Origin of the sequence: Nocardia sp. NPDC059236 (genome assembly GCF_042754085.1) — a bacterium.
Lineage (GTDB): Bacteria > Actinomycetota > Actinomycetes > Mycobacteriales > Mycobacteriaceae > Nocardia.
Genome location: NZ_JBHZAF010000001.1, coordinates 659171 through 683237, shown reverse-complemented (window position 1 = coordinate 683237; position 24067 = coordinate 659171). Strand labels below are relative to the sequence as shown.

General features: G+C 68.7%; 21 protein-coding genes. 5 read left to right on the top strand and 16 right to left on the bottom strand.

Annotation, left to right across the window (positions count from 1 at the left end):
- Positions 1 to 86 precede the first annotated feature (86 nt).
- A complete protein-coding gene (locus ACFXIV_RS03390; protein ID WP_379400427.1) occupies positions 87 to 1208 on the bottom strand; it encodes a DUF5685 family protein in 1122 nt (373 codons plus the stop codon).
- A gap of 79 nt (positions 1209 to 1287) precedes the next feature.
- On the bottom strand, positions 1288 to 2142 hold the full coding sequence (locus tag ACFXIV_RS03385; RefSeq protein WP_379400428.1) for a LysR family transcriptional regulator: 855 nt from the start codon (positions 2140 to 2142) through the stop codon (positions 1288 to 1290).
- A 108-nt stretch (positions 2143 to 2250) separates the two neighbouring features.
- On the opposite strand from ACFXIV_RS03385, the gene ACFXIV_RS03380 reads away from it, so the two are divergent.
- A complete protein-coding gene (locus ACFXIV_RS03380; RefSeq protein WP_379400429.1) occupies positions 2251 to 2967 on the top strand; it encodes an SDR family oxidoreductase in 717 nt (238 codons plus the stop codon).
- A gap of 73 nt (positions 2968 to 3040) precedes the next feature.
- On the opposite strand, the gene kstD is transcribed toward ACFXIV_RS03380, so the two are convergent.
- The 10 genes from kstD to uvrC all read right to left on the bottom strand — a co-directional run bounded on the left by kstD (position 3041) and on the right by uvrC (position 14948).
- Positions 3041 to 4720, bottom strand: a complete 1680-nt coding sequence (gene kstD, locus ACFXIV_RS03375) for a 3-oxosteroid 1-dehydrogenase (protein ID WP_379400430.1) — start codon at positions 4718 to 4720, stop codon at positions 3041 to 3043.
- Positions 4721 to 4774: 54 nt separating this feature from the next.
- A complete protein-coding gene (locus ACFXIV_RS03370) occupies positions 4775 to 5368 on the bottom strand; it encodes a TetR/AcrR family transcriptional regulator (RefSeq protein WP_379421205.1) in 594 nt (197 codons plus the stop codon).
- 419 nt (positions 5369 to 5787) lie between these two features.
- Positions 5788 to 6216, bottom strand: coding sequence for a nitroreductase/quinone reductase family protein (locus ACFXIV_RS03365; protein ID WP_379400432.1), 429 nt, complete (start codon positions 6214 to 6216; stop codon positions 5788 to 5790).
- A 134-nt stretch (positions 6217 to 6350) separates the two neighbouring features.
- Positions 6351 to 7136 (bottom strand): triose-phosphate isomerase, encoded by a 786-nt coding sequence (gene tpiA / locus ACFXIV_RS03360; RefSeq protein ID WP_354837480.1) that lies wholly within the window; start codon positions 7134 to 7136, stop codon positions 6351 to 6353.
- A gap of 3 nt (positions 7137 to 7139) precedes the next feature.
- On the bottom strand, positions 7140 to 8387 hold the full coding sequence (locus ACFXIV_RS03355; RefSeq protein WP_379400433.1) for a phosphoglycerate kinase: 1248 nt from the start codon (positions 8385 to 8387) through the stop codon (positions 7140 to 7142).
- 6 nt (positions 8388 to 8393) lie between these two features.
- A complete protein-coding gene (gene gap / locus ACFXIV_RS03350) occupies positions 8394 to 9413 on the bottom strand; it encodes a type I glyceraldehyde-3-phosphate dehydrogenase (RefSeq protein WP_354837476.1) in 1020 nt (339 codons plus the stop codon).
- 212 nt (positions 9414 to 9625) lie between these two features.
- Entirely contained in the window at positions 9626 to 10609 is a 984-nt protein-coding gene (whiA, locus tag ACFXIV_RS03345) for a DNA-binding protein WhiA (protein WP_040858457.1), read from the bottom strand.
- The gene (gene yvcK / locus ACFXIV_RS03340; protein ID WP_379400434.1) at positions 10600 to 11658 is read right to left on the bottom strand and encodes a uridine diphosphate-N-acetylglucosamine-binding protein YvcK; all 1059 of its coding nucleotides are present in this window, start codon (positions 11656 to 11658) and stop codon (positions 10600 to 10602) included. The genes whiA and yvcK overlap by 10 nt, the downstream gene beginning before the upstream one ends.
- Positions 11655 to 12659 (bottom strand): RNase adapter RapZ, encoded by a 1005-nt coding sequence (gene rapZ, locus ACFXIV_RS03335; protein ID WP_379400435.1) that lies wholly within the window; start codon positions 12657 to 12659, stop codon positions 11655 to 11657. The genes yvcK and rapZ overlap by 4 nt, the downstream gene beginning before the upstream one ends.
- Positions 12660 to 12875: 216 nt before the next feature.
- Complete coding sequence (gene uvrC / locus ACFXIV_RS03330) at positions 12876 to 14948, bottom strand: excinuclease ABC subunit UvrC (protein WP_379400436.1); 2073 nt, start codon at positions 14946 to 14948, stop codon at positions 12876 to 12878.
- A gap of 130 nt (positions 14949 to 15078) precedes the next feature.
- Between uvrC and ACFXIV_RS03325 the strand changes: the two genes are divergently transcribed.
- Both ACFXIV_RS03325 and ACFXIV_RS03320 read left to right on the top strand, forming a co-directional pair.
- Positions 15079 to 15435, top strand: a complete 357-nt coding sequence (locus tag ACFXIV_RS03325; RefSeq protein WP_379400437.1) for a hypothetical protein — start codon at positions 15079 to 15081, stop codon at positions 15433 to 15435.
- A 3-nt stretch (positions 15436 to 15438) separates the two neighbouring features.
- Positions 15439 to 15786, top strand: a complete 348-nt coding sequence (locus ACFXIV_RS03320) for a hypothetical protein (RefSeq protein ID WP_379400439.1) — start codon at positions 15439 to 15441, stop codon at positions 15784 to 15786.
- Between the two features lie 36 nt (positions 15787 to 15822).
- Here ACFXIV_RS03320 and ACFXIV_RS03315 read toward each other — a convergent pair whose 3' ends face one another.
- Entirely contained in the window at positions 15823 to 17058 is a 1236-nt protein-coding gene (locus tag ACFXIV_RS03315; RefSeq protein WP_379400440.1) for a winged helix-turn-helix domain-containing protein, read from the bottom strand.
- Positions 17059 to 17183: 125 nt separating this feature from the next.
- On the opposite strand from ACFXIV_RS03315, the gene ACFXIV_RS03310 reads away from it, so the two are divergent.
- Complete coding sequence (locus ACFXIV_RS03310; protein WP_379400441.1) at positions 17184 to 18845, top strand: FAD-binding dehydrogenase; 1662 nt, start codon at positions 17184 to 17186, stop codon at positions 18843 to 18845.
- A 150-nt stretch (positions 18846 to 18995) separates the two neighbouring features.
- On the opposite strand, the gene ACFXIV_RS03305 is transcribed toward ACFXIV_RS03310, so the two are convergent.
- Both ACFXIV_RS03305 and ACFXIV_RS03300 read right to left on the bottom strand, forming a co-directional pair.
- The gene (locus tag ACFXIV_RS03305) at positions 18996 to 19505 is read right to left on the bottom strand and encodes a hypothetical protein (RefSeq protein WP_379400442.1); all 510 of its coding nucleotides are present in this window, start codon (positions 19503 to 19505) and stop codon (positions 18996 to 18998) included.
- 241 nt (positions 19506 to 19746) lie between these two features.
- A complete protein-coding gene (locus ACFXIV_RS03300; protein ID WP_379400443.1) occupies positions 19747 to 21216 on the bottom strand; it encodes an amino acid permease in 1470 nt (489 codons plus the stop codon).
- Positions 21217 to 21479: 263 nt separating this feature from the next.
- Between ACFXIV_RS03300 and ACFXIV_RS03295 the strand changes: the two genes are divergently transcribed.
- Entirely contained in the window at positions 21480 to 23435 is a 1956-nt protein-coding gene (locus ACFXIV_RS03295) for a gamma-glutamyltransferase family protein (RefSeq protein ID WP_379400444.1), read from the top strand.
- Here ACFXIV_RS03295 and ACFXIV_RS03290 read toward each other — a convergent pair.
- A complete protein-coding gene (locus ACFXIV_RS03290) occupies positions 23432 to 24067 on the bottom strand; it encodes a PH domain-containing protein (protein ID WP_379400445.1) in 636 nt (211 codons plus the stop codon). The two genes, ACFXIV_RS03295 and ACFXIV_RS03290, sit on opposite strands and share 4 nt — an antisense overlap.

Below are 24067 nucleotides of genomic sequence, written 5' to 3'. Positions count from 1 at the left end.
GCATCGGTGAGCCGTCTACCCGGAGGTGGCGGGTTCATCGGGCCGGGAGGGCCGGGCAATCCGCAGTGCCCGCCCCTCGCGGTGACTCAGCAGTCGCAGCAGGTTTCCTCACAGCAGCAACAGGATTCCTCACAACAGCAGCACCCTTCGCCGCAGCAGACGCAGCCCTCACAGCACGGCAGGCAGAAGCCACTGCGGCGCCGCGGGGCGGGACCGTAGTAGCCGGGACCCGGGCCGTAGCCCGGAGGCGGACCGTAGCCGGGCGGCGGCGGACCCCATGGGCCCGGCCCCGGACCCCGGCGACGCCAGCGGCTCAGCGGCGCGGTGGCCGCACCGTGATTCGCGCAGGTGTGCGCGGGACCACCGAAGGTTCTTGCCACCGACCGGTTCAGCTCATGCTTCAGCAGTTTGTGAATCAGCCGCCCATCGGTGAATTCCACGTCGGCCAACGCCAATTCGATACCCAGCAAGGCGTCGGTGCACAGGCGGTGCGCCTCGGCCACCTCGGTTCCCGTGGCGGCCAGGGGATTCCACTTCCCGTGTGCGAGATCCTCGTCCAGGTCCTCGACGGCATCCACGAGATGCGCTATGCGGCCGAACAATCGGCCGACCTCCGACAGTGCTGCCTGGTTTCCCGGGCGTCCAGCCAGGACGGCGGTGTGGCCGAAGGCCGCGGCGGTCGCGGTCTCGGTGGGTTCGGTCACCTCCAGCAACGGGGTGCCCACCGCGGCCGCGGCCTCCACCTCACCCTGCCGATCCACCGCGGTCACCAGCACACCGGTGTCGAAACCCAGTCCGGCGCCGGTGGATTCGCCCTGCCGGGCCCAGCGCTGGGCGATGCGCCGGGCGGCGGGCCGGAATCCGGCCGCGCCCGCCACGCCGTCGTGGTCGGCCACGTGATCGCGCACCTTGGCGGCGGCCAGCACCAGCGAGACCGTGGCGGCCAGCCGGACGCAGTCGCCGGTGGCGACGTCGGCGCGTTTCATGCCGCGCAGCGGGCAGGGCCCGGCCGCGCGGCGGGTGGGCGGCGCCGTGGACTGCGCCTCCACCAGGGCCGAGACGATCAGCCCGTCGTAATTGGTTGCCATGCGGGCGCTCTGGCCGTGGTCGTCACGCAGTGCCAGACAGAGTCCGCACAGTTGCGCCAGCCAGGCCCGCCCGAGTTCCTCGCCCAGCCGATGACGGCAGGGCCGGATGATGCCGAACACACCATCGACGGTAGCCGCTCGCGCGGCATTCGTCGCCCGGAATCGAGATCACTCCCGCGTGGACGCCGTAGATCGAATCTCACTGGGCGGCAAGGGCGGCGAACTCCTCGGCCAGCGGAACCGGGCGCGCCGACGACCACGCCAGGCTCACCTGCAGCGGCGCGAGGTCGGGAACCGGGACGTAGGCGATGTCCGGGCGAGTGTAGAAGGTCATCACCGACAGCGGCAGGAACATGATGCCCCGGCCCGCGGCGACGTGCTCGAGCTTCTCCTCCACACTGTGGAAGACCGGGACGGCGCGGCGGTCGGTGCGCAATTCGGTTGCCACCGCACTCCATTCGGGCACCGTGTCCGGGTCCTGGAGCAGGTGCTCGTCGGCGAGATCGCCGACGGCGACCGCGTCCTTGCCCGCGAGGCGGTGGTCGGCGGGCAGCACCACGACCCGGGGCTCGGTGTAGAGCGGGCGCACGACCAGACCGTGCGGGTCCACCGGCAGCCGCACCACGCTGACGTCGACGCGGCCGTCGTGGACCACCTCGACCTGATCGAACCAGCCGGTGCGCACCAGATCGACGGTGAGGCCGGGGTGACGCTCGGTGAGCGTCCGCACCGCGGCGGTCACGATGAGGCCGGGCATGAAGCCGACGGTGAAGCGCTGCATCCCCTCGACGGCCCGAATCACCCTGCGCTGCAAGGCTTCCGCGGCGGCGAGCAGCGGTCTGGCGTCGGCCAGCAGCTGCTCCCCCGCCGCCGTCAGCGCGGTCCCGCGCCGATCGCGGGCGAACAGCTGCGCGCCCAGTTCCTCCTCGAGCGCGCGAATCTGACGTGACAGGACCGGTTGCGCGATGAACAGCTGCTCCGCGGCGCGGCCGAAATGCAGGTGTTCGGCCACCGCCACGAAGTAGCGCAGCTTGCGCAGATCGACGTCACTCATGATGTCTTCAGGGTATTACAGGCGGCGGTATAGGTCTTGGACGGGAGCAGGTCGCGAAACCCAAGGTGGAGAGGCACACACGCACAGCATTCCCCGAAAGGAAATCCGATGTCTCTCGACGGACAGCACGTCGTCATCCTGGGCGGCACCTCCGGAATCGGCTACGCCGTGGCCGCCGCGACCGCCGCACAGGGCGCGAAGGTCACCGTCGTCTCCAGCCGCCAGGAGAACGTGGACCGCGCGGTGGCCGAACTCCCGGCCGGCGTCACCGGCGTGGTCGCGAACCTCAACGACACCAACCGGATTCGCGCGATCTTCGATGAACTCGGCGCGCTCGACCACCTCGTCTACACCGCCGGCGACCCGCTGCTGCTCTCCCCGCTGGCCGAACTGGATCTCGACGCCGCGCGGAAGTTCTTCGACCTGCGCTACTTCAGCGTGGTGGCCGCGGTACAGGCGGCCGCGCCGCGGCTGCGGGCCGACGGGTCGATCACCCTGACCAGCGGTACCGCCGGGCCGCGCCCCGTCCCGGGTTCGACGATCACGTCCAGCGTCTGTGGCGCGATCGAGACCCTGACCCGGGCGCTGGCGGTGGAACTGGCGCCGATCCGGGTGAACGCGGTCATGCCCGGCGTGGTCCGGTCGCCGCTGTGGAACTTCCCCGAGGAGTTGCGCGAGCAGTTCTACGCCGACACCGCGGCCGCGACGCCGTTGCGCCGCATCGCCGAAGTGGACGATATCGCGCAGGCCTTCGTCTTCTTCCTCACCCAGCCCCACGCCACCGGCACCGTGCTGTCCCTCGACGGCGGCGCGGTCCTGGCCTGACCCGGACATCGGGTGGCGCACCGCCGCGGGACACCGGACGGATCCCCCAGCGGTGCGCCGGTCGGCGCCGGGGTTACCGGCCGGCCGCGTGGCGGGCCGCCAGGTAGCCGAAGACGACAGCGGGGCCGATGGTCGCGCCGGGACCGGCGTAGGTGTGGCCCATGACCGGAGCGCTCGCATTGCCGGCCGCGTACAGGCCCTCGACCACCGAGCCGTCCGCCCGCAGCACCCGGCCGTCGACATCGGCGCTCAGGCCGCCCTTGGTGCCGAGGTCGCCCGGCACCAGTTTCGCCGCGTAGAACGGACCCGTCTCCAGCGCACCGAGATTCGGGTTGGGGCGGTTGCGCGGGTCGCCGTAGTAGTTGTCGTAGGCGCTGTCACCGCGACCGAAGTCGGGATCGGTACCGGCGGCGGCGAATTCATTGAAACGGGTCACCGTGGCCCGGAGTTTCTCGACCGGGACACCGATCTTCTCGGCGAGTTCGGGGAGCGAGTCGGCGCGGGTGAGCGCGCCCGACTTGAACCAGCGGCCGGGCAGGGCCTGACGGGGCGGGACACCCGCGAACTGGTAGCGGTTGCGGTAGCGCTGGTCGAAAATCAGCCAGGCGGGCAGGTTTTCGCCCGGGCCCGCGCCCTGCCCGTGCTCGCCGCCGTACATGCGGTGGGTGGCCTCGACATAGGGCAGGCATTCGTTCATGAACCGCTCGCCGCGGTCGTTGACCACGATACTGCCGGGTAGATTGCGCTCGGCCAGGCAGAACCAGGCCAGCCGGGGCAGCGGAATGGACGGGCCCCACCAGGCGTCGGCCATGAATTCCACCGCGCCACCGGCATTCTCGCCCGCCCGGATGCCGTCACCGGTATTGGCCTGCGCGCCGACGGTCCAGTCGGTGCCGATCGGCTCGCGCTGGTACTGCTTGCGCATCGCCTCGTTGTGCTCGAAGCCGCCGGCCGCGATGACCACGCCCCGGCGGGCGGTGAGCACCTGCTCGCGCCCGTCCCGCAGCACCACCGCGCCGGTGACCCGGCCGTCCTCGGTGCGCAGGTCCACCAGCGGAGTGTCCAGCCACAGCGGCACATTCGCCTCCAGCAGGCCGGCGCGCAGCATGGCACTCAGCGCCTGGCCGCGGGCCAGGACGCGCCGGCGCAGCACGGCCGCCGCCAGCCACCGCCCGGCGACGCGCACGGCCGCCAGCGGACTGCGCGGATTGCGCAGGCCCAGATGCAGCTGCCGGAACTCGGCCTGGGTGATCACGACATTCTTCGGGGCCTTCACGTAATCGGGCTCCAGCGTGGCCAATTCGGCGCCGAGGCCGGTGGCGTTGTAGGGCACGGGCTCGATCGAGCGGCCGTGGCCGCGGCCGCCGGGCGCCTCCGGGTAGTAGTCGGAATAGCCCGGCACCCACCGCATGCGCAGCGGCGCGTGCGCGGCCAGGAAGTCGAAGGCCTCCGGCCCCCGGTCGAGGAAGGTGTCGATCCGCTCGGGCGGCACCCCGGGGCCGACGATGTGCTTCAGATAGGCTCGCGCGGCCTCGAGGTCATCGGCTGGGGCGTCACGGCGCAGCACCGCGTTGCCCGGAATCCACACGCCGCCACCGGATCTCGCGGTGGATCCGCCCCATGCCCGCGCCTTCTCGACGATCACCGTGGACAGTCCGTGGTGGGCGGCCGTCAGCGCCGCGGTCATGCCCGCCGCCCCCGACCCCACGACAATCAGATCGAACGTCTCGTCAGTTGCCCTGTCGTGCTGCATGTTTCCTCTATCTTCGTGTTCTGTTGTAGCTATCCGCGTGCATGCCAACGGCTCTCAGCCGTGATGCCGCCAGCGTTCCCCGGCCACGGCGTCGAGGGCGCCCTCGACGCACACCGCCAGCGACATCTCCGGCTGCGCCGAATTACGCAGCCACTGCAGGTAGCCGAACTCCGCCGCCGCCAGCATGAGATGCACCAGCAAACCCGGAGTGCTGTCCCGCTGCGAGTCTCGGCCCATCCGCTGCGCGACCAGCTCGACCAGGCGCGCCCGATGCTCCGGAGTGATCAGAGCCACCCGCTCCAGGAGATGCGGCGCGGTGCGGAACGCGGCCCGCCACTGCTCCAGCTCCGCTGGGGCCAGCGCGGTGGACCGCGCCAGAAGCGACTGCGCCAGCGCCACATCCGCGGGCTCGTGGCCGTCGCGCTCCTCGAGCAGCGCGACGATTCCCGACCCGCCCTCGCGGACCGGATCCAGCAGCAGATCCTCCTTGCTCCGCACATGCCGGAAGTAGGTACTGGCCGACACACCCGCTGCGGCGGCGATCTGCTCGGTCGTCACCTCCCCGAAGCCCTTCTCCGCGAACAACTCGTACGCCGCCCGCTGAATCTCGCCGCGCACCTGCCGGCGCTGCCGCTCCCGCAATGACATCCGTCGCCCTCCTTCGTTAGAGCGAGTATCTGCCGATATGACAGTTACTGTCAAGAAGGGACTTCCTGTCAGCATCGCGGACAGCATTCGACAAGGTTCTGACCAGCAAGATTCGGCGATCCACTCGCCCTCGAAACACCCGCCCCTACACTTGGGCGGCCGTCACTCCCCCGCCGACTCCCCTACCGCCGCAAATGAATTCATGGACACGGTGGCCCATCCGCTCCCGGCCTCCCCACCGACGAACGAGGCCGCCAAACCCTCGACCCCACCTCGAACCCTGGCCGTCGCCTCCTAGGGATCGATCTCCGCGCCCACCATCCCCCGCAAACACCCCGACCGCCCACACGTCGAACGCACCCCCGCGCCGACGCCTGCCAGGACGCGGGGCCGAGCACCCGCGCCCTGCGGCCGCGAGCCTAGGCCCGACGCAGCGCCAGCACCGGGATGGTGCGGATACCGGCGGTCTTCACGGCGTATTCGCCGAAACCCGGGTATCGCCGGGCCTGTTCGTCAAAGATCCGGTCGCGGTCCGCGCCGGTCACCTCGGTGACTTCGACCTGGAAGGTCTCGGTCCCGACCTCGACCTCGGCCTCCCCCGCCTTGGTCAGGTTGTAGTACCAGTCCGGATTGGTGGGCCCGCCCGCCTTGGACCCGAAAACGTACACGATCGCCGGATCCTGCTCATCGGCCAGGTACATCATGGGCGTCACCAGCTCCCGCCCGGTCCTGCGGCCCCGATGGTGCACCAGAATTATCGGCGCCCCCTCGAACGGCCCGCCGACCCGTCCCTCGTTGGCCCGGAACTCGTTGATGATGTTCGTATTCCAGTCGCTCATACCGATCATTCTTCTGTACGAGCACTGCGGCCGAGGGGAATGCTCCGGGCGCGGCGTCATCCGCCCGCGATCACCCACTCACGCCCGGAGACGGCGAAGGGCCGGGCATCCAGTGGATGCCCGGCCCTGTGCAACGGAAACCCTTACGGCAACGGGCCGCCGGCGGCGATCGCGGAGAGGGTGGCGAACTCGTCACCCTTCAGCGACGCGCCGCCCACGAGAGCGCCGTCGATGTCGGTCTGGCCGACCAGTTCGCCGACGTTCTTGGCGTTGACCGAGCCGCCGTAGAGGACCCGGACACCGGCCGCCACTTCGGGATTCGCCAGTTCGGCGAGTTCCTTGCGGATGGCGCCGCAGACTTCCTGTGCGTCGGCCGGGGTGGCCACCTTGCCGGTGCCGATGGCCCAGACCGGCTCGTAGGCGATGACGATCTTCGAGATCTCCTCGGGCGTCAGGCCCTTGAGGGAGCCGCGGAGCTGCTCGAGGTTGTACTCGACGTGGGTCTTGGTCTCGCGGACGCCCAGGCCCTCACCGATGCAGACGATCGGGGTGATGCCGTACTTGAGCGCCTGCTTGGCCTTGGCCAGCACGGTGGCGTCGTCCTCGTTGTGGTACTGACGCCGCTCCGAGTGACCCACCACGACGAAACTGCAGCCCAGCTTGGCCAGCATGGAGCCGCTGATCTCGCCGGTGTAGGCGCCCTCGTCGTGGGTGGACACGTCCTGGGCACCGTAGGTGATCAGGAGACGGTCACCCTCGACCAGCGTCTGCACGCTGCGCAGGTCCACGAACGGCGGGATCACCGTCACGTCGACCTTGTCGAAGTACTTCTCCGGCAACGCGAATGCGATCTTCTGCACCAGAGCGATGGCCTCGAGGTGATTGAGGTTCATCTTCCAGTTGCCGGCGATCAAAGGCTTACGTGCCATGGTTCAGTCCTCCAGGACAGCGAGGCCGGGAAGTTCCTTGCCCTCCAGGTATTCCAGCGACGCGCCGCCACCGGTGGAGATGTGCGAGAAACCGTCGTCGGGCAGACCCAGGGTGCGCACGGCCGCGGCCGAGTCACCGCCGCCGACCACCGTGAACGCGCCCTTCGACGTCGCCGTGGCGATCGCCTCGGCGACACCGCGGGTGCCGGCCGAGAACTTCTCGAACTCGAACACACCCATCGGGCCGTTCCAGAACACGGTCTTGGCCTCGGTCAGCAGCGCCGAGAAGCGGGCGACCGAGTCGGGACCGATGTCCAGACCCATCCAGCCGTCGGGAATCTCGTGGGCGGGCACGGTCTTCGAGTCCGCGTCGGCGGCGAACTTGTCGGCCACCACGATGTCCACCGGCAGATGGATGACGTCGCCGTACTTGGCCAGCAGCTCCTGGCAGGTGTCGATCATCTCCTGCTGCAGCAGCGAGGTGCCCACCGGAAGTCCCTGCGCCGCAAGGAAGGTGAAGCACATACCGCCGCCGATGACCAGCGTGTCGACCTTCGGCGCGAGCGCCTCGATGACCGCCAGCTTGTCGGAGACCTTCGAGCCGCCGAGCACGACCGCGTACGGACGCTCCGGGTTCTCGGTGAGCTTCTTCAGCACCTCGGTCTCGGCCGCGACCAGGTTGCCCGCGTAGTGCGGCAGCAGCTCGGCCACGTCGTACACCGACGCCTGCTTACGGTGCACCACACCGAAACCGTCGGACACGAACGCGCCGTCGTCGCCGACCAGCTCGACCAGGGCACGGGCGAGCCTGGTGCGCTCGGCGTCGTCCTTGCTGGTCTCGCGCGCGTCGAAGCGAATGTTCTCCAGCAGCAGCACATCACCGTCGGTGAGGCCCTCGGAGCGGGCGAGCGCGTCCTGGCCCACCACGTCGCCGGCGAGCTGGACATTGCGGCCCAGCTCCTCCGACAGCCGCGCCGCGACCGGCGCGAGGGAGAACTTCGGATCCGGCTCGCCCTTGGGGCGGCCGAGGTGCGCGGTCACGACGACCTTGGCGCCGGCCTCGGCCAGCGCCTTGATGGTCGGCGCGGACGCGATGATGCGGCCCGGGTCGGTGATGACGCCGCCGCCAGCGATCGCTTGCGGGTCGCTCGAAACAGGGAAGTCGAGGGGAACATTCAGGTCGGAGCGCACCAGCACGCCCCGGCCCTCGACACCCTCGGTCAGCAGATCCTGCAGAGTCTTGATCGTCATCGGCGCTTAGAGGGACTTGCCGACGAGGCCGACGAGGTCGGCGAGACGGTTGGAGTAGCCCCACTCGTTGTCGTACCACGAGGCGACCTTGACCTGGTTGTCGATGACCTGGGTCAGCGGCGCGTCGTAGATGGAGGAGTGCGGGTCGGTCACGATGTCGGAGGAGACGATCGGGTCGACGTTGTACTTCAGGATGCCCTTCATCGGGCCGTCCGCGGCGGCCTTCATGGCGGCGTTGATCTCGTCGATCGAGGCGGTCTTGGCCAGGTCCACGGTCAGGTCGGTGAGCGAACCGGTCGGGACCGGCACGCGCAGCGCGTAACCGTTCAGCTTGCCGAGCAGTTCGGGCAGCACCAGGCCGATGGCCTTGGCGGCGCCGGTGCCGGTGGGCACGATGTTCAGCGCGGCGGCGCGGGCGCGACGCAGATCCGAGTGCGGGCCGTCCTGCAGGTTCTGGTCCTGGGTGTAGGCGTGCACGGTGGTCATCAGACCACGCTCGATGCCGAAGGAGTCGTTGAGCACCTTGGCAATCGGGCCCAGGCAGTTGGTGGTGCAGGACGCGTTCGAGATGATGTTCTGCGAACCGTCGTACTTGTCGTCGTTGACGCCCATCACGATGGTGATGTCCTCGCCCTTGGCGGGCGCGGAGATGATGACCTTCTTGGCGCCGGCGGCCAGGTGGCCCTTCGCCTTGGTGGCGTCGGTGAAGATACCGGTGGACTCGACGACCACGTCGACACCCAGGTCACCCCACGGCAGCGCGGCCGGGCCCTCCTTGATGGCCAGCGCGGTGATGCGCTGGTCGCCGACAACGATGGTCTCGTCGCCGTCCAGGGAAACGTCCTGCGGCAGGCGGCCGAGGATCGAGTCGTACTTCAGCAGGGTCGCCAGCGACTTGTTGTCGGTGAGATCGTTGACCGCCACGATCTCGATGTCGGTGGTGCCGAGGGCCTTCTGCGCCTCGACGGCTCGGAAGAAGTTTCGCCCGATGCGGCCGAAGCCGTTGATCCCTACCCGGACAGTCACGTTTTCGCTCCTCAGCTTTGCGGATCGTTTCCGTTGCGGTGCTAACCCTAGACCTGTAACAGAAACATCACGGACACACCCCCGCCACGGTGAACTACGAAACGTTCACTTTCGTCACAGACGACCGGAAGCGCCGCGACCCTTGGGGTTGCGGCGCTTCCGGACGGAATCACCGTGCGGTATTCATCAGTTTATCCGGCCGCGTGGGTGTTTCACGCCTCTTCGAGCAGCTCTGCGGTGACAGCGCTTTCGGTGTCGGGCACGCCGAGTTCCTTGGCGCGCCGGTCCGCCATCGACAGCAGCCGTCGGATCCGGCCCGCCACAGCGTCTTTCGTCATGGGCGGATCGGCCAGCTGGCCCAGCTCCTCCAGGGACGCCTGCCGGTGCAGCACGCGCAGCTTGCCCGCCGCGGCCAGATGGTCCGGCACATCCTCGCTCAGTATTTCGAGCGCGCGCTCCACGCGGGCCGCGGCGGCCACGGCCGCGCGGGCCGAACGACGCAGGTTGGCGTCGTCGAAATTGGCCAGCCGGTTGGCGGTCGCCCGGACCTCGCGGCGCATGCGCCGCTCCTCCCAGGTGAGCCGGGTGTCCTGCGCACCCATGCGGGTGAGCAGGGCGCCGATGGCCTCACCGTCGCGCACCACGACGCGATCGGTGCCGCGCACCTCGCGCGCCTTGGCCGAGATGCCCATCCGCCGCGCGGCGCCGACCAGGGCGAGCGCCGCCTCCGGCCCGGGGCAGCTCACCTCCAGGGCCGAGGAGCGGCCCGGCTCGGTGAGCGAGCCGTGCGCGAGAAACGCTCCACGCCAGGCGGCTTCGGCATCGCCGATGCTGCCGCCCACCACCTGGGCGGGCAGCCCGCGCACCGGGCGGCCGCGCACATCGAGTAATCCGGTCTGGCGCGCCAGCGCCTCGCCCTCCTTGGAAACCCGCACCACGTACCGGGAGGTTTTCCGGAGCCCGCCGGCGCCGAGGACATGCACGTCCGAGCCGTATCCGTACAGCTCGAAGATCTCTCGGCGCAGCCGACGTGCAATGGAACCCATGTCCACCTCGGCTTCGACGATCACTCGACCGCCGACGATGTGCAATCCACCGGCGAACCGCAGTAGCGCGGACAATTCCGCTTTGCGCGAGCTCACCTGTGATACAGAGAGCCGGCTCAGCTCGTCCTTCACTTCCGCTGTCATCGCCACGAGACGCGCTCCTTTCCACCCAACCCGGACCGCACACGTTGGCCCATATGCCGTCCTTCGACTCGAAGCCCTGCCATTTCCGGCCGAGGTTGCCGGATCACCTGATCCAGTGCGGCGGCAAGCTTTCCGGGGTGGTGCCGGTCCGTCCCCGCCTCGGCGACATCAGCGAAGGTTACTCGCGCACGCAGCTGTTCGGCAGCTCTTGCCAGATGTTCGCGTTCCCTACCCTCGGGTACGGAACCGGAGTCCACCAGAACATGGTCGACTGTGAAATCCGGTGCGTGCTGGGACAATACATGCAGGTGCCGTTCGGCGCTGAATCCGGCCGTTTCGCCCGGTTCGGCAGCGAGGTTGAGCACCAGCACTTTCCGTGCCCGCGTATACAGCAGCGCTTCGTGCAATTCGGGCACCAGCACATGCGGGATGACGCTCGTGAACCAGCTTCCGGGGCCCAGCACCACCACGTCGGCGTGCTCGATCGCCGAGGTCGTCTCGGGGCAGGCGGGCGGATCCGAGGGGATCAGCCGCACTCGGCGCACCTTGCCCGGCGTGGTCGCCACGGCCACCTGACCGCGGATGCAGCGGCTCACGCGCGGATCGCCTTCCAGCCCAGACACATCCGCCTCGATGGTGAGCGCGATGGGCGACATGGGTAGCACGCGGCCGGTGATCCGCAGGATCTTTCCGGCCTCGTCCAGGGCCGCGACCGGATCGCCCAGCTCCTCGGTGAGACCCGCCAGAATCAGATTGCCCACCGAATGCCCGGCCAGCGCGCCGGTGCCGCCGAAGCGGTGTTGCAAAGTTCGCGCCCAGATGCCGTCGGCCTCTTCGGCCAAGGCCGCCAAGGCCATTCGCAGATCGCCCGGGGGCAGCATGCCGAGCTCGGACCGCAGCCGTCCCGAGGAGCCGCCGTCGTCGGCGACCGTGACCACCGCGGTGATCTTGCGGGTGAGCCGCCGGATGGCGGTCAGCGTCGAATACAGGCCGTGCCCACCGCCGAGGGCAACGATGGCCGGATTGGTGGTGCGGACGGAGTCGTTCTCACTCATTCCCGCCCCAGATCCCGATGAACCACACGCACCACGTCACCCGAGTCGTTGTTGCCGGCCGGGGCCGATTCGTTGCCCGCCAGCGCCTCGCCCAGCGCCTCGGCTATCGCCACACTGCGGTGTTTGCCGCCGGTACAACCCACTGCCACGGTCATGTATCGCTTCCCCTCTTGGCGGTAGCCCTCGGTCGTCAGGTCGACGAGATGCCGCGCGGTACCCAGATAGTCCTGCGCGCCCGGCTGCGACAACACATACTCGCTGACCGGGGCGTCCTGTCCGGTCTTTTCGCGGAGTTCGGGAATCCAATGCGGATTCGGCAGAAACCGCAAATCGAACACCATGTCGGCGTCGAGCGGGACTCCGTATTTGAAACCGAACGATTGAATGGTCAGCTGCAGCACGGTGGCGGCGTCGCCGCCGTAGACCTCCTCGAGCTTGCGGTGCAGCTGGTGGATGGACAGCGCGGTGGTGTCGATGACCACGTCGGCGGCGGTTTTCACCGGGTCCAGGCGCCGCCGCTCGGCGGCGATGCCGGCGGTCAGGGTGCCGTCGGCGCTCTCGCTCTGCAGCGGATGGCGGCGGCGCGCGAACCCGAAGCGGCGGATCAGCACGTCGTCGGAGGCTTCCAGGAACAGGATGCGGGTGCGCACACCCGCGGCCCGTAGCTGCTCGCCGACCGCGGCGAGGTTCCCGGTGAAGAAGCGGTTGCGCACGTCCATGACGAGCGCCAGTTTGCGGATGGGCGGTTCGGCGCCGCGGCCGAGATCGACCATGCGGCCGATCAATTCGGGCGGGAGGTTGTCGGCCACGTAGTAGCCGAGATCCTCGAGCACCTTGGCGGCGGTGCCGCGCCCGGCGCCGGACAGGCCCGTCACGATGACGACCTCGACCGGTGCGGATTCGGGTGCCGACCGCCCGCGGCGAGCGGTCGGCTGGGACTCACCTGTATCGGTTGCCTTGCTGTTTTCGGCCGTATCAGTACTGGCTTCGACGCGCGTCATGTCCTACCGGTTCGTGTCTGGAGTTCCCTCGATCATCCTGCACCGACGCCCGGAAACGCGGCAGGCACACGACGGGAGCGAGATACAGCTGTGATTTCTGCTCCCGACCTGCACACACGGCGTGTCGCAGTTTTTCTATTCGGCGTGTCGCACTCTACCCGGTGCGTCCCGATTCGACGCGCCATCGCGGCAAACCGATGGGTCCGTGCACGATTGCTACGGCTGCTGCAGGGCGGCCAGGACCGCCTTGGCCGTCGCCACGCCGATGCCCGGGACCTCGGTGATCTGCTCCACCGTAGCCTGCTTGAGCTTGGCGACCGATCCGAAGTGCGTGACCAGCGCGGTCTTGCGCGCCGAGCCCAGCCCGGGCACCGAGTCCAGCACCGACTCGGTCATCCGCCGCGAGCGTTTGGAGCGGTGGAAGGTGATGGCGAAGCGGTGCGCCTCGTCGCGGACCCGCTGCAGCAGATACAGCGCCTCGCTGGTGCGCGGCATGATCACCGGGTCGGCCTCGTTCGGCACCCACACCTCCTCCAGGCGCTTGGCCAGCCCGATGACCGCGACATCGGTGATGCCGAGTTCGTCGAGCACCTCGGCGGCGGCATTCACCTGCGGCGCACCGCCGTCCACCACGTACAGGTTGGGCGGGTAGGCGAAGCGGCGCGGCTTACCGGTCTTCGGATCGATGCCGGGCAGGCTGGATTCGACCGGGTCCGAACCGGATTCGAGCTCGGCGGCCTCGGCGGCGTCCAGGTCGCGGCGGAGCTTGCCGAAGCGCCGCCGGGTCACCTCGGCGATGCTGCCGACGTCGTCCGAACGACCCTCGCCGGCGGCCTCCTTGATGGCGTAGTGCCGGTACTCGGACTTGCGGGCCAGGCCGTCCTCGAACACGACCAGCGAGGCCACCACATCGGTGCCCTGCACATGCGAGATGTCCACGCATTCGATGCGCAGCGGCGCGCTGTCCAGATCCAGGGCGTCCTGTAGTTCCTGCAACGCGGCCGAGCGGGCGGTCAGGTCGCCGGCGCGCTTGAGCTTGTGCTGGGCCAGGGCCTCCTGGGCATTGCGCTGCACGGTCTCGGCCAGCGCCTTCTTGTCGCCGCGCTGCGGCACCCGCAGCTGCACGGCCGACCCGCGCAGGTCCGAGAGCCACTGCTGAACCTGCTCATGATCATTGGGCAGGGCCGGGACCAGCACCTCGCGCGGGACCACGGCCCCGGGCTGCGCGTCCCCGCTCTGCTGGGCGACCGCGGTCTGCTCGCCGTAGAACTGGGTGAGGAACTGCTCGACCAGGGCCGCCAGCTCCCCACCGGACTCCGCCACGTCGGGCTCGATCGGACCTGGGCCGGGGCCCTCCGTGGTTACGCCGGCTGCCGCCTCCGGGCCTGACCGCCCCAGGTCCAGGGCGTCGCCGGACTTGTCGACCACCCAGCCGCGCTGCCCGCGCACCCGGCCGTCGCGCACGTGGAAGATCTGGACCGCGACCTCGAGCTCGTCCACCGCGAAGTCGATGACATCGGCGTCGGTGCCGGTGCCCAGCACCACGGCCTGCTTCTCCAGGGCGCGCTTGAGCGCCTGCACGTCGTCGCGCAGGCGGGCGGCCAGTTCGAAGTCGAGTTCGTCGGAGGCCTCGTGCATGCGGCGCTCGAGCTGCTTGACCAGGCGATCGGTCTTGCCGGAGAGGAAGTCGCAGAAGTCGTCCACGATCTGCCGGTGCTCGGCCGCGCTCACCCGGCCGATGCACGGCGCGGAGCACTTGTCGATGTAGCCGAGCAGGCACGGCCGCCCGATCTGACTGTGCCGCTTGAAGACTCCGGCCGAGCAGGTGCGCACCGGGAACACCCGCAGCAGCAGATCCAGGGTCTCGCGAATGGCCCAGGCGTGGGCGTACGGGCCGAAGTACCGCACGCCCTTCTTGCGCGCGCCGCGGTAGACGAACACCCGCGGATACTCCTCGTCGAGGCTGACCGCCAGCACCGGATACGACTTGTCGTCGCGGTAGCGGACATTGAAGCGCGGATCGAATTCCTTGATCCAGTTGTATTCCAGCTGCAGCGCTTCCACCTCGGTGGACACCACGGTCCACTCGACCCCGGCCGCCGTGGTCACCATCTGCCGGGTGCGCGGGTGCAGCCCGGCCACGTCGGCGAAGTACGAGTTCAGCCGCTGGCGCAGGCTTTTCGCCTTGCCGACATAGATGACCTGCCCGAACTTGTCCCGGAACTTGTAGACACCTGGTTCGACGGGAATGGTGCCCGGTGCGGGCCGGTAGGTCGCGGGATCTGCCACGGCTCCAGGTTAGTCAGTGCCCCCGACAGGCGGCCAAGGCCTCCGACACACCCGCCGGGCCCCCGGGCGACCATCCGCGCCGGTCACGGCGACGAAGTATCCGCAAGATCATTCATCTGGAGGGACCGCCATGATCCGACTGCGTTTGCGCCGCCGCTCGCTCGCCATCGTGGGGGCGGTCTGCCTGGCCGCCGCCGCGCTGGTGGCGGTCTCGGTGCCGGCCGAGGCCGCCGCCGGGCCGATCTTCGTCCACGGCCACCACCGCGAGCACACGACGCCGCTGCCGATCCGCGCTGGGGCCGTGGCGAATTCGGCGCCGGAGCTGCTGGTCGCCCAGCACGGGCGCGGCCCGACAGCACCCGCGCGTCCCGGAGGACTCGCCACGCCGGAGCACCGATCTCCGCGAGGTTCGGCCGTCCAGCGGGGTCCCGCGGTCAGTATGGGACGAACTGTTTCGCTTGATCTGTCCGTACACGAGGGAGCTTGATCGATGACGAACCATCACCATCTCCACCCGCGCCGCCGGTCGCTCGCGATCGGTTCCGCACTCGGCATCGGCGCCGCGGGCCTGATCGCGGTATCGGCGCCGGCCGCCGGCGCCGACTCGGTCTGCCGCATCGATCGGACGCTCGACACCGCCACCTTCACCTGCCCCGCGGACACCTGGTACGCCGCGGTGGTGCAGTGCCTGGGCACCCGGCAGGTGGGCAGCGGCTACCAGGCCCCCACCTACATCGTGGGCGATTCGCCGCGGCCGCTCATCCCGATGACGATCGAATGCAACGGCGAGGGCAAGAAGGGCATCGTGCTGAATGCCTGGACCGACGGGCCGTTCTGACCCGACCTTCACCGTTCCGATCCGCGTTGCGTGGAGCTAGGCGATCTCACGCCGCAAAGCCGGTGCGAGATCGCCCTTTTCGCCCACCTCGACGGTGTCGAGTTCGAGCCAGCCGGCCATGTCCCGCAGCGCCGCGGCCAGTGCGGCCGCCACCCGCGGATGGTCCCGGCCCGGCTCGGCGAACGCGCCCGGCACCAGCAGCCGCCCGGTCCCGCGCTCGGCGCGCAGGTCCACCCGCGCCACCAGTTCGCCGTCGAGCAGGAACGGGAAGACGTAATACCCGTGCACGCGTTTGTGTTCCGGCGTGTAGATCTCGATGCGGTAGTGGAAGTCGAAGAGCCGCTCGGTGCGGTCGCGGAAGAAGATGAGCGGATCGAAGGGGCACAGCAGGGCCGCGCCCGTGACCCGGCGCGGGGTGCGGGCCTCGGCATGCAGGTAGGCGGGCTTGTCCCAGCCCGCGACGGTGACCTGCTCCAGCTCTCCGGCGTCGAGGAGGTCGGCGATGGCGGGCTCGGTCTGGCGGCGGTTGAGCCGGTAGTAGTCCCGCAGATCGGTTTCGGTGCCGATGCCGTGCGCCCGCGCCGCACGCCGCACCAGTTCCCGCACCGCGTCGGCTTCGTCCGGTTCGCGCGAGAGGACCTCGGGCGGAAGGACATTCGCGGCCAGGTCGTAATGCCGCTGGAAGCCCACCCGTTTCGGCACCGTCAGCTCCCCCGCCGCGAACAGTGCCTCGCAGACCACCTTGGTGTCGCTGTAGTTCCAGCCCCAATTGTCCTTGGCCCGTGGCCGATCCAGTTCCAGATGCCGCTCGATCTCGCCTGCTGTGCTGGACCCGAACTCCTTGACCACGCCGAGCACATCGTCGGCCAGGGCCGGATTGCGTTCGAGTACCTGCCGCATCCCGTTCCAGCGTCCGTGCCGGTACTGCACCATGCGCCAGCGCAGGAGCGACCAGTCCTCGACCGGGATCAGCGCCGCCTCGTGCGCCCAGTACTCGATGAGCTGCCGGGGCCGCCGGGCGGTGTGCCCCCACGCGGCCTCGTCCAGCAGCGCCCGGTCGTAGGCCCCGATCCGGCTGAACACCGGGGCATAGTGCGCGCGCACCACCGCCGACACCGAGTCCAGCTGCAGCAGCCGGGTGCTGTCGAGCACCTTCAGAACCGTCCGCCGGGTGGGCGTCCCGCTCGGCGGCGCCGAGGCGAAGCCCTGTGCCGCGAGTGCAGTGCGGCGCGCCGCCGCGAGTGACAGGGATCCGGACGAAGAAGTCGGCACACTCGAACCATGCCATGTCCCACCGACAACCTCGTTCGATACAGCGCTGTATCGAGCGCCTGTACAGCAGCGACCTCGTTCGATACATTCGTGTATCGAACTTCGACACCAAGGAAATCATGGGCATGATCGAGAATCCCGATGTCATCGTGGTCGGGGCCGGGCTGGCCGGTCTCGTCGCCACGCACGAGCTGGTCAAGGCGGGACGCCGCGTACTCGTGCTGGATCAGGAGAACCGCGCCAACCTGGGCGGCCAGGCGTTCTGGTCGCTGGGCGGGCTGTTCTTCGTGGACAGTCCCGAACAGCGGCGGCTCGGCGTGAAGGACAGCCTCGCGCTCGCCATGCAGGACTGGTTCGGCTCGGCCGGCTTCGACCGCGAGAACGAGGACCACTGGGCGCGGCAGTGGGCGCGCGCGTACGTGGAGTTCGCCGCCACCGAGAAGCGGCAGTACCTCTACGATCTCGGGCTGCGGGTGACGCCCGTGGTCGGCTGGGCCGAGCGCGGCGGCGTGACCGCCGACGGGCACGGCAACTCGGTACCGCGCTTCCATCTCACCTGGGGCACCGGCCCCGAGGTGGTGCGGGTGTTCCTCGAGCCGGTGCTCGAGGCCGAGCAGCGGGGACAGGTCGGCTTCGCCTTCCGGCACCGGGTCGACGAACTGATCGTCGAGGACGATGCGGTGACCGGCGTGCGCGGCAGCGTGCTGGAGCCCGCCACCGAGGCCCGCGGGGTCGCGTCCTCACGGAATGTCGTGAGCGAGTTCGAGTTCCGTGCGCGGGCGGTCATCGTGTCCTCCGGCGGCATCGGCCACAATCACGACCTCATCCGCCGCAACTGGCCGACCGACCGGCTCGGCCCCTGCCCGGAGTACCTGATCTCCGGCGTGCCCGCGCACGTGGACGGCCGCATGCTGGGCATCACCGAGGCCGCGGGCGGGCGCATCGTGAACCGGGATCGCATGTGGCACTACACCGAGGGCATCCACAACTGGGATCCGATCTGGCCCGATCACGCCATCCGCATCATTCCCGGCCCGTCCTCGCTGTGGTTCGACGCCAATGGAAAGCGCATGACCGCACCGGCTTTCCCGGGTTTCGACACCAATGCCACCATGAAGCAGATCCTGGCGACCGGCTACGACTACTCGTGGTTCATCCTCGATCAGTCGATCATCGAGAAGGAATTCGCGCTCTCGGGCTCGGAGCAGAATCCCGACATCACCGGCAAGGATCTGAAGCTGGCCCTCAAGAGCCGGGTGGCGAAGGGCGCGCCGGGCCCGGTGGAGGCGTTCAAGCAGCACGGGGTGGACTTCGTGGTCGCCGACACCCTCGCCGAGCTGATCGCGGGCATGAACAAGATCTCGCGCGGCCCGCACCTCGACCTCGCCGATATCGAGCGTCAGATCGTGGCCCGCGACCGGGATGTCGAGAACAAGTACAGCAAGGACGCCCAGCTGATGGCCGTCAACAATGCGCGCCGCTTCCTGGGCGACAAGGTCCGGGTGGCGAGCCCGCACAAGATCCTGGATCCCGCGCACGGCCCGCTGATCGGCGTGCGCCTGAACATCCTGACCCGCAAGACGCTGGGCGGCCTGCAGACCAATCTGGACTCACAGGTCATCCGCGCCGACGGCACCCCGTTCCCCGGCCTCTACGCCGCGGGCGAGGTCGCCGGGTTCGGCGGTGGCGGCGTGCACGGCTACAACGCGCTGGAGGGCACGTTCCTCGGCGGCTGCATCTTCTCCGGCCGCAATGCCGGGCGTGCCCTGGGCCGCACCCTGAAGTAGAAGTTCGATCCTGCCGCCCGGACAGCGTCCGGGCGGTGGGCGACAACTGATTTCGCGCCCGTCAGGGTAACTCGCCGGGTACGTCCCGAATCGGTTCGGCACCCGACCGCCGGCACGGGTGCACAGCGGTCCGCGGCACTCGGCCGTCCGCTAAAGTTCCGGGGAGGCGGGACTGAACCAGCGGTAGAGGTCGCGGCGCAGCAGCAGCGCCAGCACCACGCCGGACACCATCACGCCGAAGAGCACGGTGAACGGTCCCACGCCCGTGGGCATTTCGGCCGACACCAGCGTGAAGATGCCCAAAAACGACTGCAGGCTGGCCAATCCGAGTGCGGTCACCCAGATCCAGCGCGAGCGCAGCCCGAACAGCAGTGCGACACCACCGGTCACCCAGGCGGCGAAGAAGTGGCCGATACTGCCGACCACGCACGAGACGCCGCCGGTGATGGACAGCAGGCTGTGCAGCACCGCCAGTCCCATCGCGCCGAGCGCGGCGTATTGCGTTTCCCGCACCTGGGCGGGCATGTCGATCTCGGAACCATCACGGCGCAACCCCCGCACCCCGTCGAGCACCCGCTCGAAAAATGTGGCTGGAATGCCGTTTTCCGTGGCGACGGGTGTCATATTCGCCCCGTCGGCAACGGCCATTTGCGAACTCACAGCACTCCTCATCGAGTAACCCCTGGTCGCGCGCCCCCTGCGAACGCGCTGAACCTGACGCTAACCAAATGTTCGGATTCCGGACAATCTGGTTGACGAAGTTATGACCATGGCCACAGCCGATAGCTAGCATTCAAAACAGTGATCTCGAACACATAACGGCCGCACGCGATCTCGCGTGCGGCCGTTGAAAAGCGCAGGTCCGGACAGAGTTTCCCAGTGTACCCCCGGAAGCGGAAAACTACTTGTCGTCCATGGGGATCGGCGGAATCACCGGGAACTCGCCGGTGTAGCCCTCGCGCAGCCTGGCGATGGCCAGCACCCGCGGGCTGGCGACCTTCCACCCGATGGCCAGCGCGGGCACGATGATCACCAGGCTGGCCACCGTCCACGTACCGACCGGATGGTCGAAAGCCATCAGCACCACCACCGCGAAGAGGAACACCAGCGTCGCGATGCCGGTGTAGGGCGCACCGAACATCCGGAACGCCGGACGCTCCGCCTGCCCCTTCTTCCACAGGTAGAACAGCTTCAACTGGCACAGCACAATGGTCGCCCAGGACGCCAGAATGCCGAGCGACGCGACGTTCAGCACGATTTCGAAAGCCTGCGACGGCACAATGTAATTCAGCCAGATACCGAACAGCGCGATGGTGGCGGTGAGCAGAATGCCACCGTACGGCACACCGGCACTGGACATCCGCGAGGTGAATTTCGGCGCGCTGCCGTTCATCGCCATCGAGCGGAGGATGCGGCCGGTCGAATACAGTCCGGCATTCAAACTCGACAGCGCCGCGGTGAGCACGACGAAATTCATGATCGAACCCATGTGCGCGACACCGAGTTTGCCGAAGAAGGTGACGAACGGGCTCTCGCCGCCCTTGTACGCGGTGTAGGGCAGCAGCAGCGCCAGCAGAATCACCGAGCCGCAATAGAATACGGCGATACGCATGATCACCGAATTGATGGCGCGCGGCATGATCCTGGCCGGATTCTCGGTCTCGCCGGCCGCGATGCCCACCATTTCCACGGCGGCGTAGGCGAACACGACGCCGGAGGTGACGGTGACCAGCGGCAGCACGCCGGTCGGGAACCAGCCGCCCGCGTCGGAGACCATGCGCAGGCCGGTGCTCTGGCCCTCGACCTCGAAGCGCCCGGCCAGGAAGACGGTACCGACGACCAGGAAGGTCACCAGGGCCACCACCTTGATCATGGCCGCCCAGAATTCCATCTCGCCGAACCATTTGACCGAGACCAGGTTGATGCCGAGCACGATGATCAGCGCGCCCAGCGCCAGCAGCCATTGCGCGATCGGCTGGAAGGGTCCCCAGTAGTGCAGATAGGTGGCGATCGCGGTGGTGTCGACGATGCCGGTCATGGACCAGTTCAGGAAGTACATCCAGCCGGCCACGAATGCGGCCTTCTCACCGAAGAATTCGCGCGCATAGGAGACGAACGAGCCCGAGGACGGGCGGTGCAATACCAGTTCGCCGAGCGCGCGCAGGATGAAGAAGACGAAGATGCCGCAGATCAGGTACACCAGGAACAGCGATGGGCCGGCATTGTGCAGCCGGCCGCCCGCGCCCAGGAACAGGCCGGTACCGATGGCACCGCCGATGGCGATCATCTGCAATTGCCGGGGTTTCAGGGCTTTGTGATAGCCGCTGTCCTCGGCATTGAGGCTGGTGGCAGTAGTCCGGATCTCGGTCATTCGCCGGGTTAACCCTCCGCAATCGTGAAGTGAGGCAGCCTGAGGGTACCTTGCCGTTTGCTGAGTTCCACATTGGTACCCCGAGCGGGGAAACCTTCGAAAAAAGAAGGCCAGTCAAGCGACCAATTGGCATGCTTTTTCGGAGATTGCCGCGAAGGCACTGAGATCCTCGGGCGACCGGCGGCCCGGAGTTCCCCCGGTAGCCCCCCGATCCGGCCCGTCAAAGCCCTGCCCGCGCGGGCCCACGGCGCTAGAGTCCGATCATGAGGCGCTCGCGACGAATCGGGAGCGGCGCTGCCGCTCTGCTGCTGCTGGTCGGATTGGTCACCGCCTGTTCGTCCTCGACGAACCAGAGTGCGTCGTGCACGGTGTCCCCCAACGGAACTCCGGTCACCTCCGGGGTGCCCGCCGGGCCCAGCAGCACGAATCTGGCCCTGCACCCCGAGGTCGCCACCGGCTACCGCACCGGCATGACGCCCGTGCGCACCGGCGATTTCGCGGTCTCCACCGCCAATCCCGTTGCCACCGAGGCGGCTTGCCGGGTACTGCGGGACGGCGGCACCGCCGCGGACGCGCTCATCGCGGCACAGACCGTGCTGAATCTGGTGGAGCCCCAGGCCACCGGCATCGGCGGCGGCGCGTTCCTGATGTACTACGACGCCAATGCCGGGACCGTCGACGCCTACGACGGCCGCGAGACCGCCCCGGCGGCCGCCACCGAGGACTACCTGCGCTACATCAGCGCCGCCGATCACACTGTGCCGCAACCGAATGCGCGGGCAAGCGGGCGCTCCATCGGCACGCCGGGAGTGCTGCGGATGCTGGAGCTGGCCCACAACGAGCACGGCAAGCAGCCGTGGAAGGACCTGTTCGCCCCGGCGATCAACCTGGCGGATCAGGGCTTCAAGATCTCACCGCGGATGGCGAGCCAGATCTCCGACTCCAAGGCCGACCTCGCGCGCGACGACAATGCCAAGGCGTATTTCCTGCAGCCCGACGGCAGCCCGAAGCCGTCCGGCACCACGCTCACCAATCCGGCCTTCGGCAAGACCCTCTCGGCCATCGCGACCGACGGGGCGAACGCCTTCTACACCGGCGCGATCGCCGCGGACATCGTGGACACCACCGCCACCACCGCGGGCGGACGCACCCCGGGGCTGATGTCCCTGGCGGATCTGCAGTCCTACCAGGCGAAGAAGCGCACCGCGGTGTGCTCGCCCTACCGCACCCACGAGGTGTGCGGCATGCCCAACCCGTCCTCGGGCGGCATCACGGTGGAGGCGACCCTGGGCATCCTGTCCAACTTCGATCTGGCGTCGATGAAACCGACGGACCTCGGCGGCGACAGCACTACCGCCCGCAACGGCGGCAAGCCCACCCCGGAGGCCGTGCACCTGATCGCCGAGGCCGAACGCCTGGCCTACGCCGACCGCGACAAGTACATCGCCGACTCGGATTTCGTTCCACTGCCGGGCAATTCGCCGCAGACCCTGCTGGATCCCGGCTATCTGAAGCAGCGTGCGTCGCTCATCGACCCGACCAAGAGCCTGGGCACCGCCAAACCGGGTGACTTCGGCCCGGTGCCGGTCGGCAACGGCCCGCAGCAGCCCGAGCACGGTACCAGCCACATCTCGATCGTCGACAAGTACGGCAACGCGGCCTCCATGACCACCACGGTCGAATCCGCGTTCGGGTCATTCCATTTCGTGGACGGGTTCATCCTCAACAACCAGCTCACCGACTTCTCGGCCGAACCGGTCGACAAGGACGGCACCCCGATCGCCAACCGCCTCGACCCCGGCAAGCGGCCGCGCAGCTCCATGGCCCCGACCCTGGTCTTCGACCGCAATCCCGACGGCTCGCGCGGCGGACTCAGCTACGTCACCGGTTCGCCCGGCGGGGCGGTGATCATCCAGTTCGTGGTGAAAACCCTGGTGGGCATGCTGGATTGGGGCATGAACCCGCAGCAGGCGGTGTCGATGATCGACTTCGGCGCGGCCAACTCCCCCACCACCTATGTGGGTGGCGAGCACCCGGCCGTCGACGCCTCCGACAACGGCGACCACGATCCGCTGGTGCAGAAACTGCGCCAGTACGGCGACCAGGTCTCGGTCGCCCCGCAGTCCAGCGGCCTGTCGGCCCTGGTCCACGACGGTAATGGCTGGATCGGCGGCGCGGACCCGCGCCGCGAGGGCGCGGTGCTCGGCGCCCCGCGCTAGCGTCGGTCCTGGTTCTCGGCGCTGTACTTGGCGCCGAGTTCCCGGAACCGGTCCATGGCCTCGGCAGCGCGCATCTTGTCGTTGGAGCGGATGGCCATCATGGGCACGTACTCGTCGTGCACCAATTCCAGCCGGGCCCAGGACTTCTTGTCCGGGAAGGAGATCCCGCGGATGTCCTTCCACTGGAACTCGCTGTCGCCCACGATATTGCGCACCGTCACCCCGCGCCGGCCGACCCGCACCCGGGGCCGGGTGAGCGTCAGCACGCCGCCGGCCAGCAGCAGGCCGAACACCATCAGGCCGATCTGGTCGGAGACCCGGAAGTTCACGCCGGTGGATCCGTGCCGCAGCACGATGCCGCCGAAGATGAAGATGGCCGCCAGCACCGCCGCTACGATCCGCACGGTGACGATGGCGTGGTGCGGTCGCACCTCGAGATCCCAATCGCCCGCGGCGGTACCGGGCTGCACCGGCGTCTCGGTTTCGGTCGGCTCGGCCATGGCGTCCTCGGACTCCGCTCTCTGCTCGGCCCGCGGATCGGAATGCGCCGCAGGCGTTTCCGGCGTGGCGGCAGGCTTGCGGGGCGGCTCCTCGGAGCCGCCGTCCCGCTTCCAGATCCGCACGACCGGCAT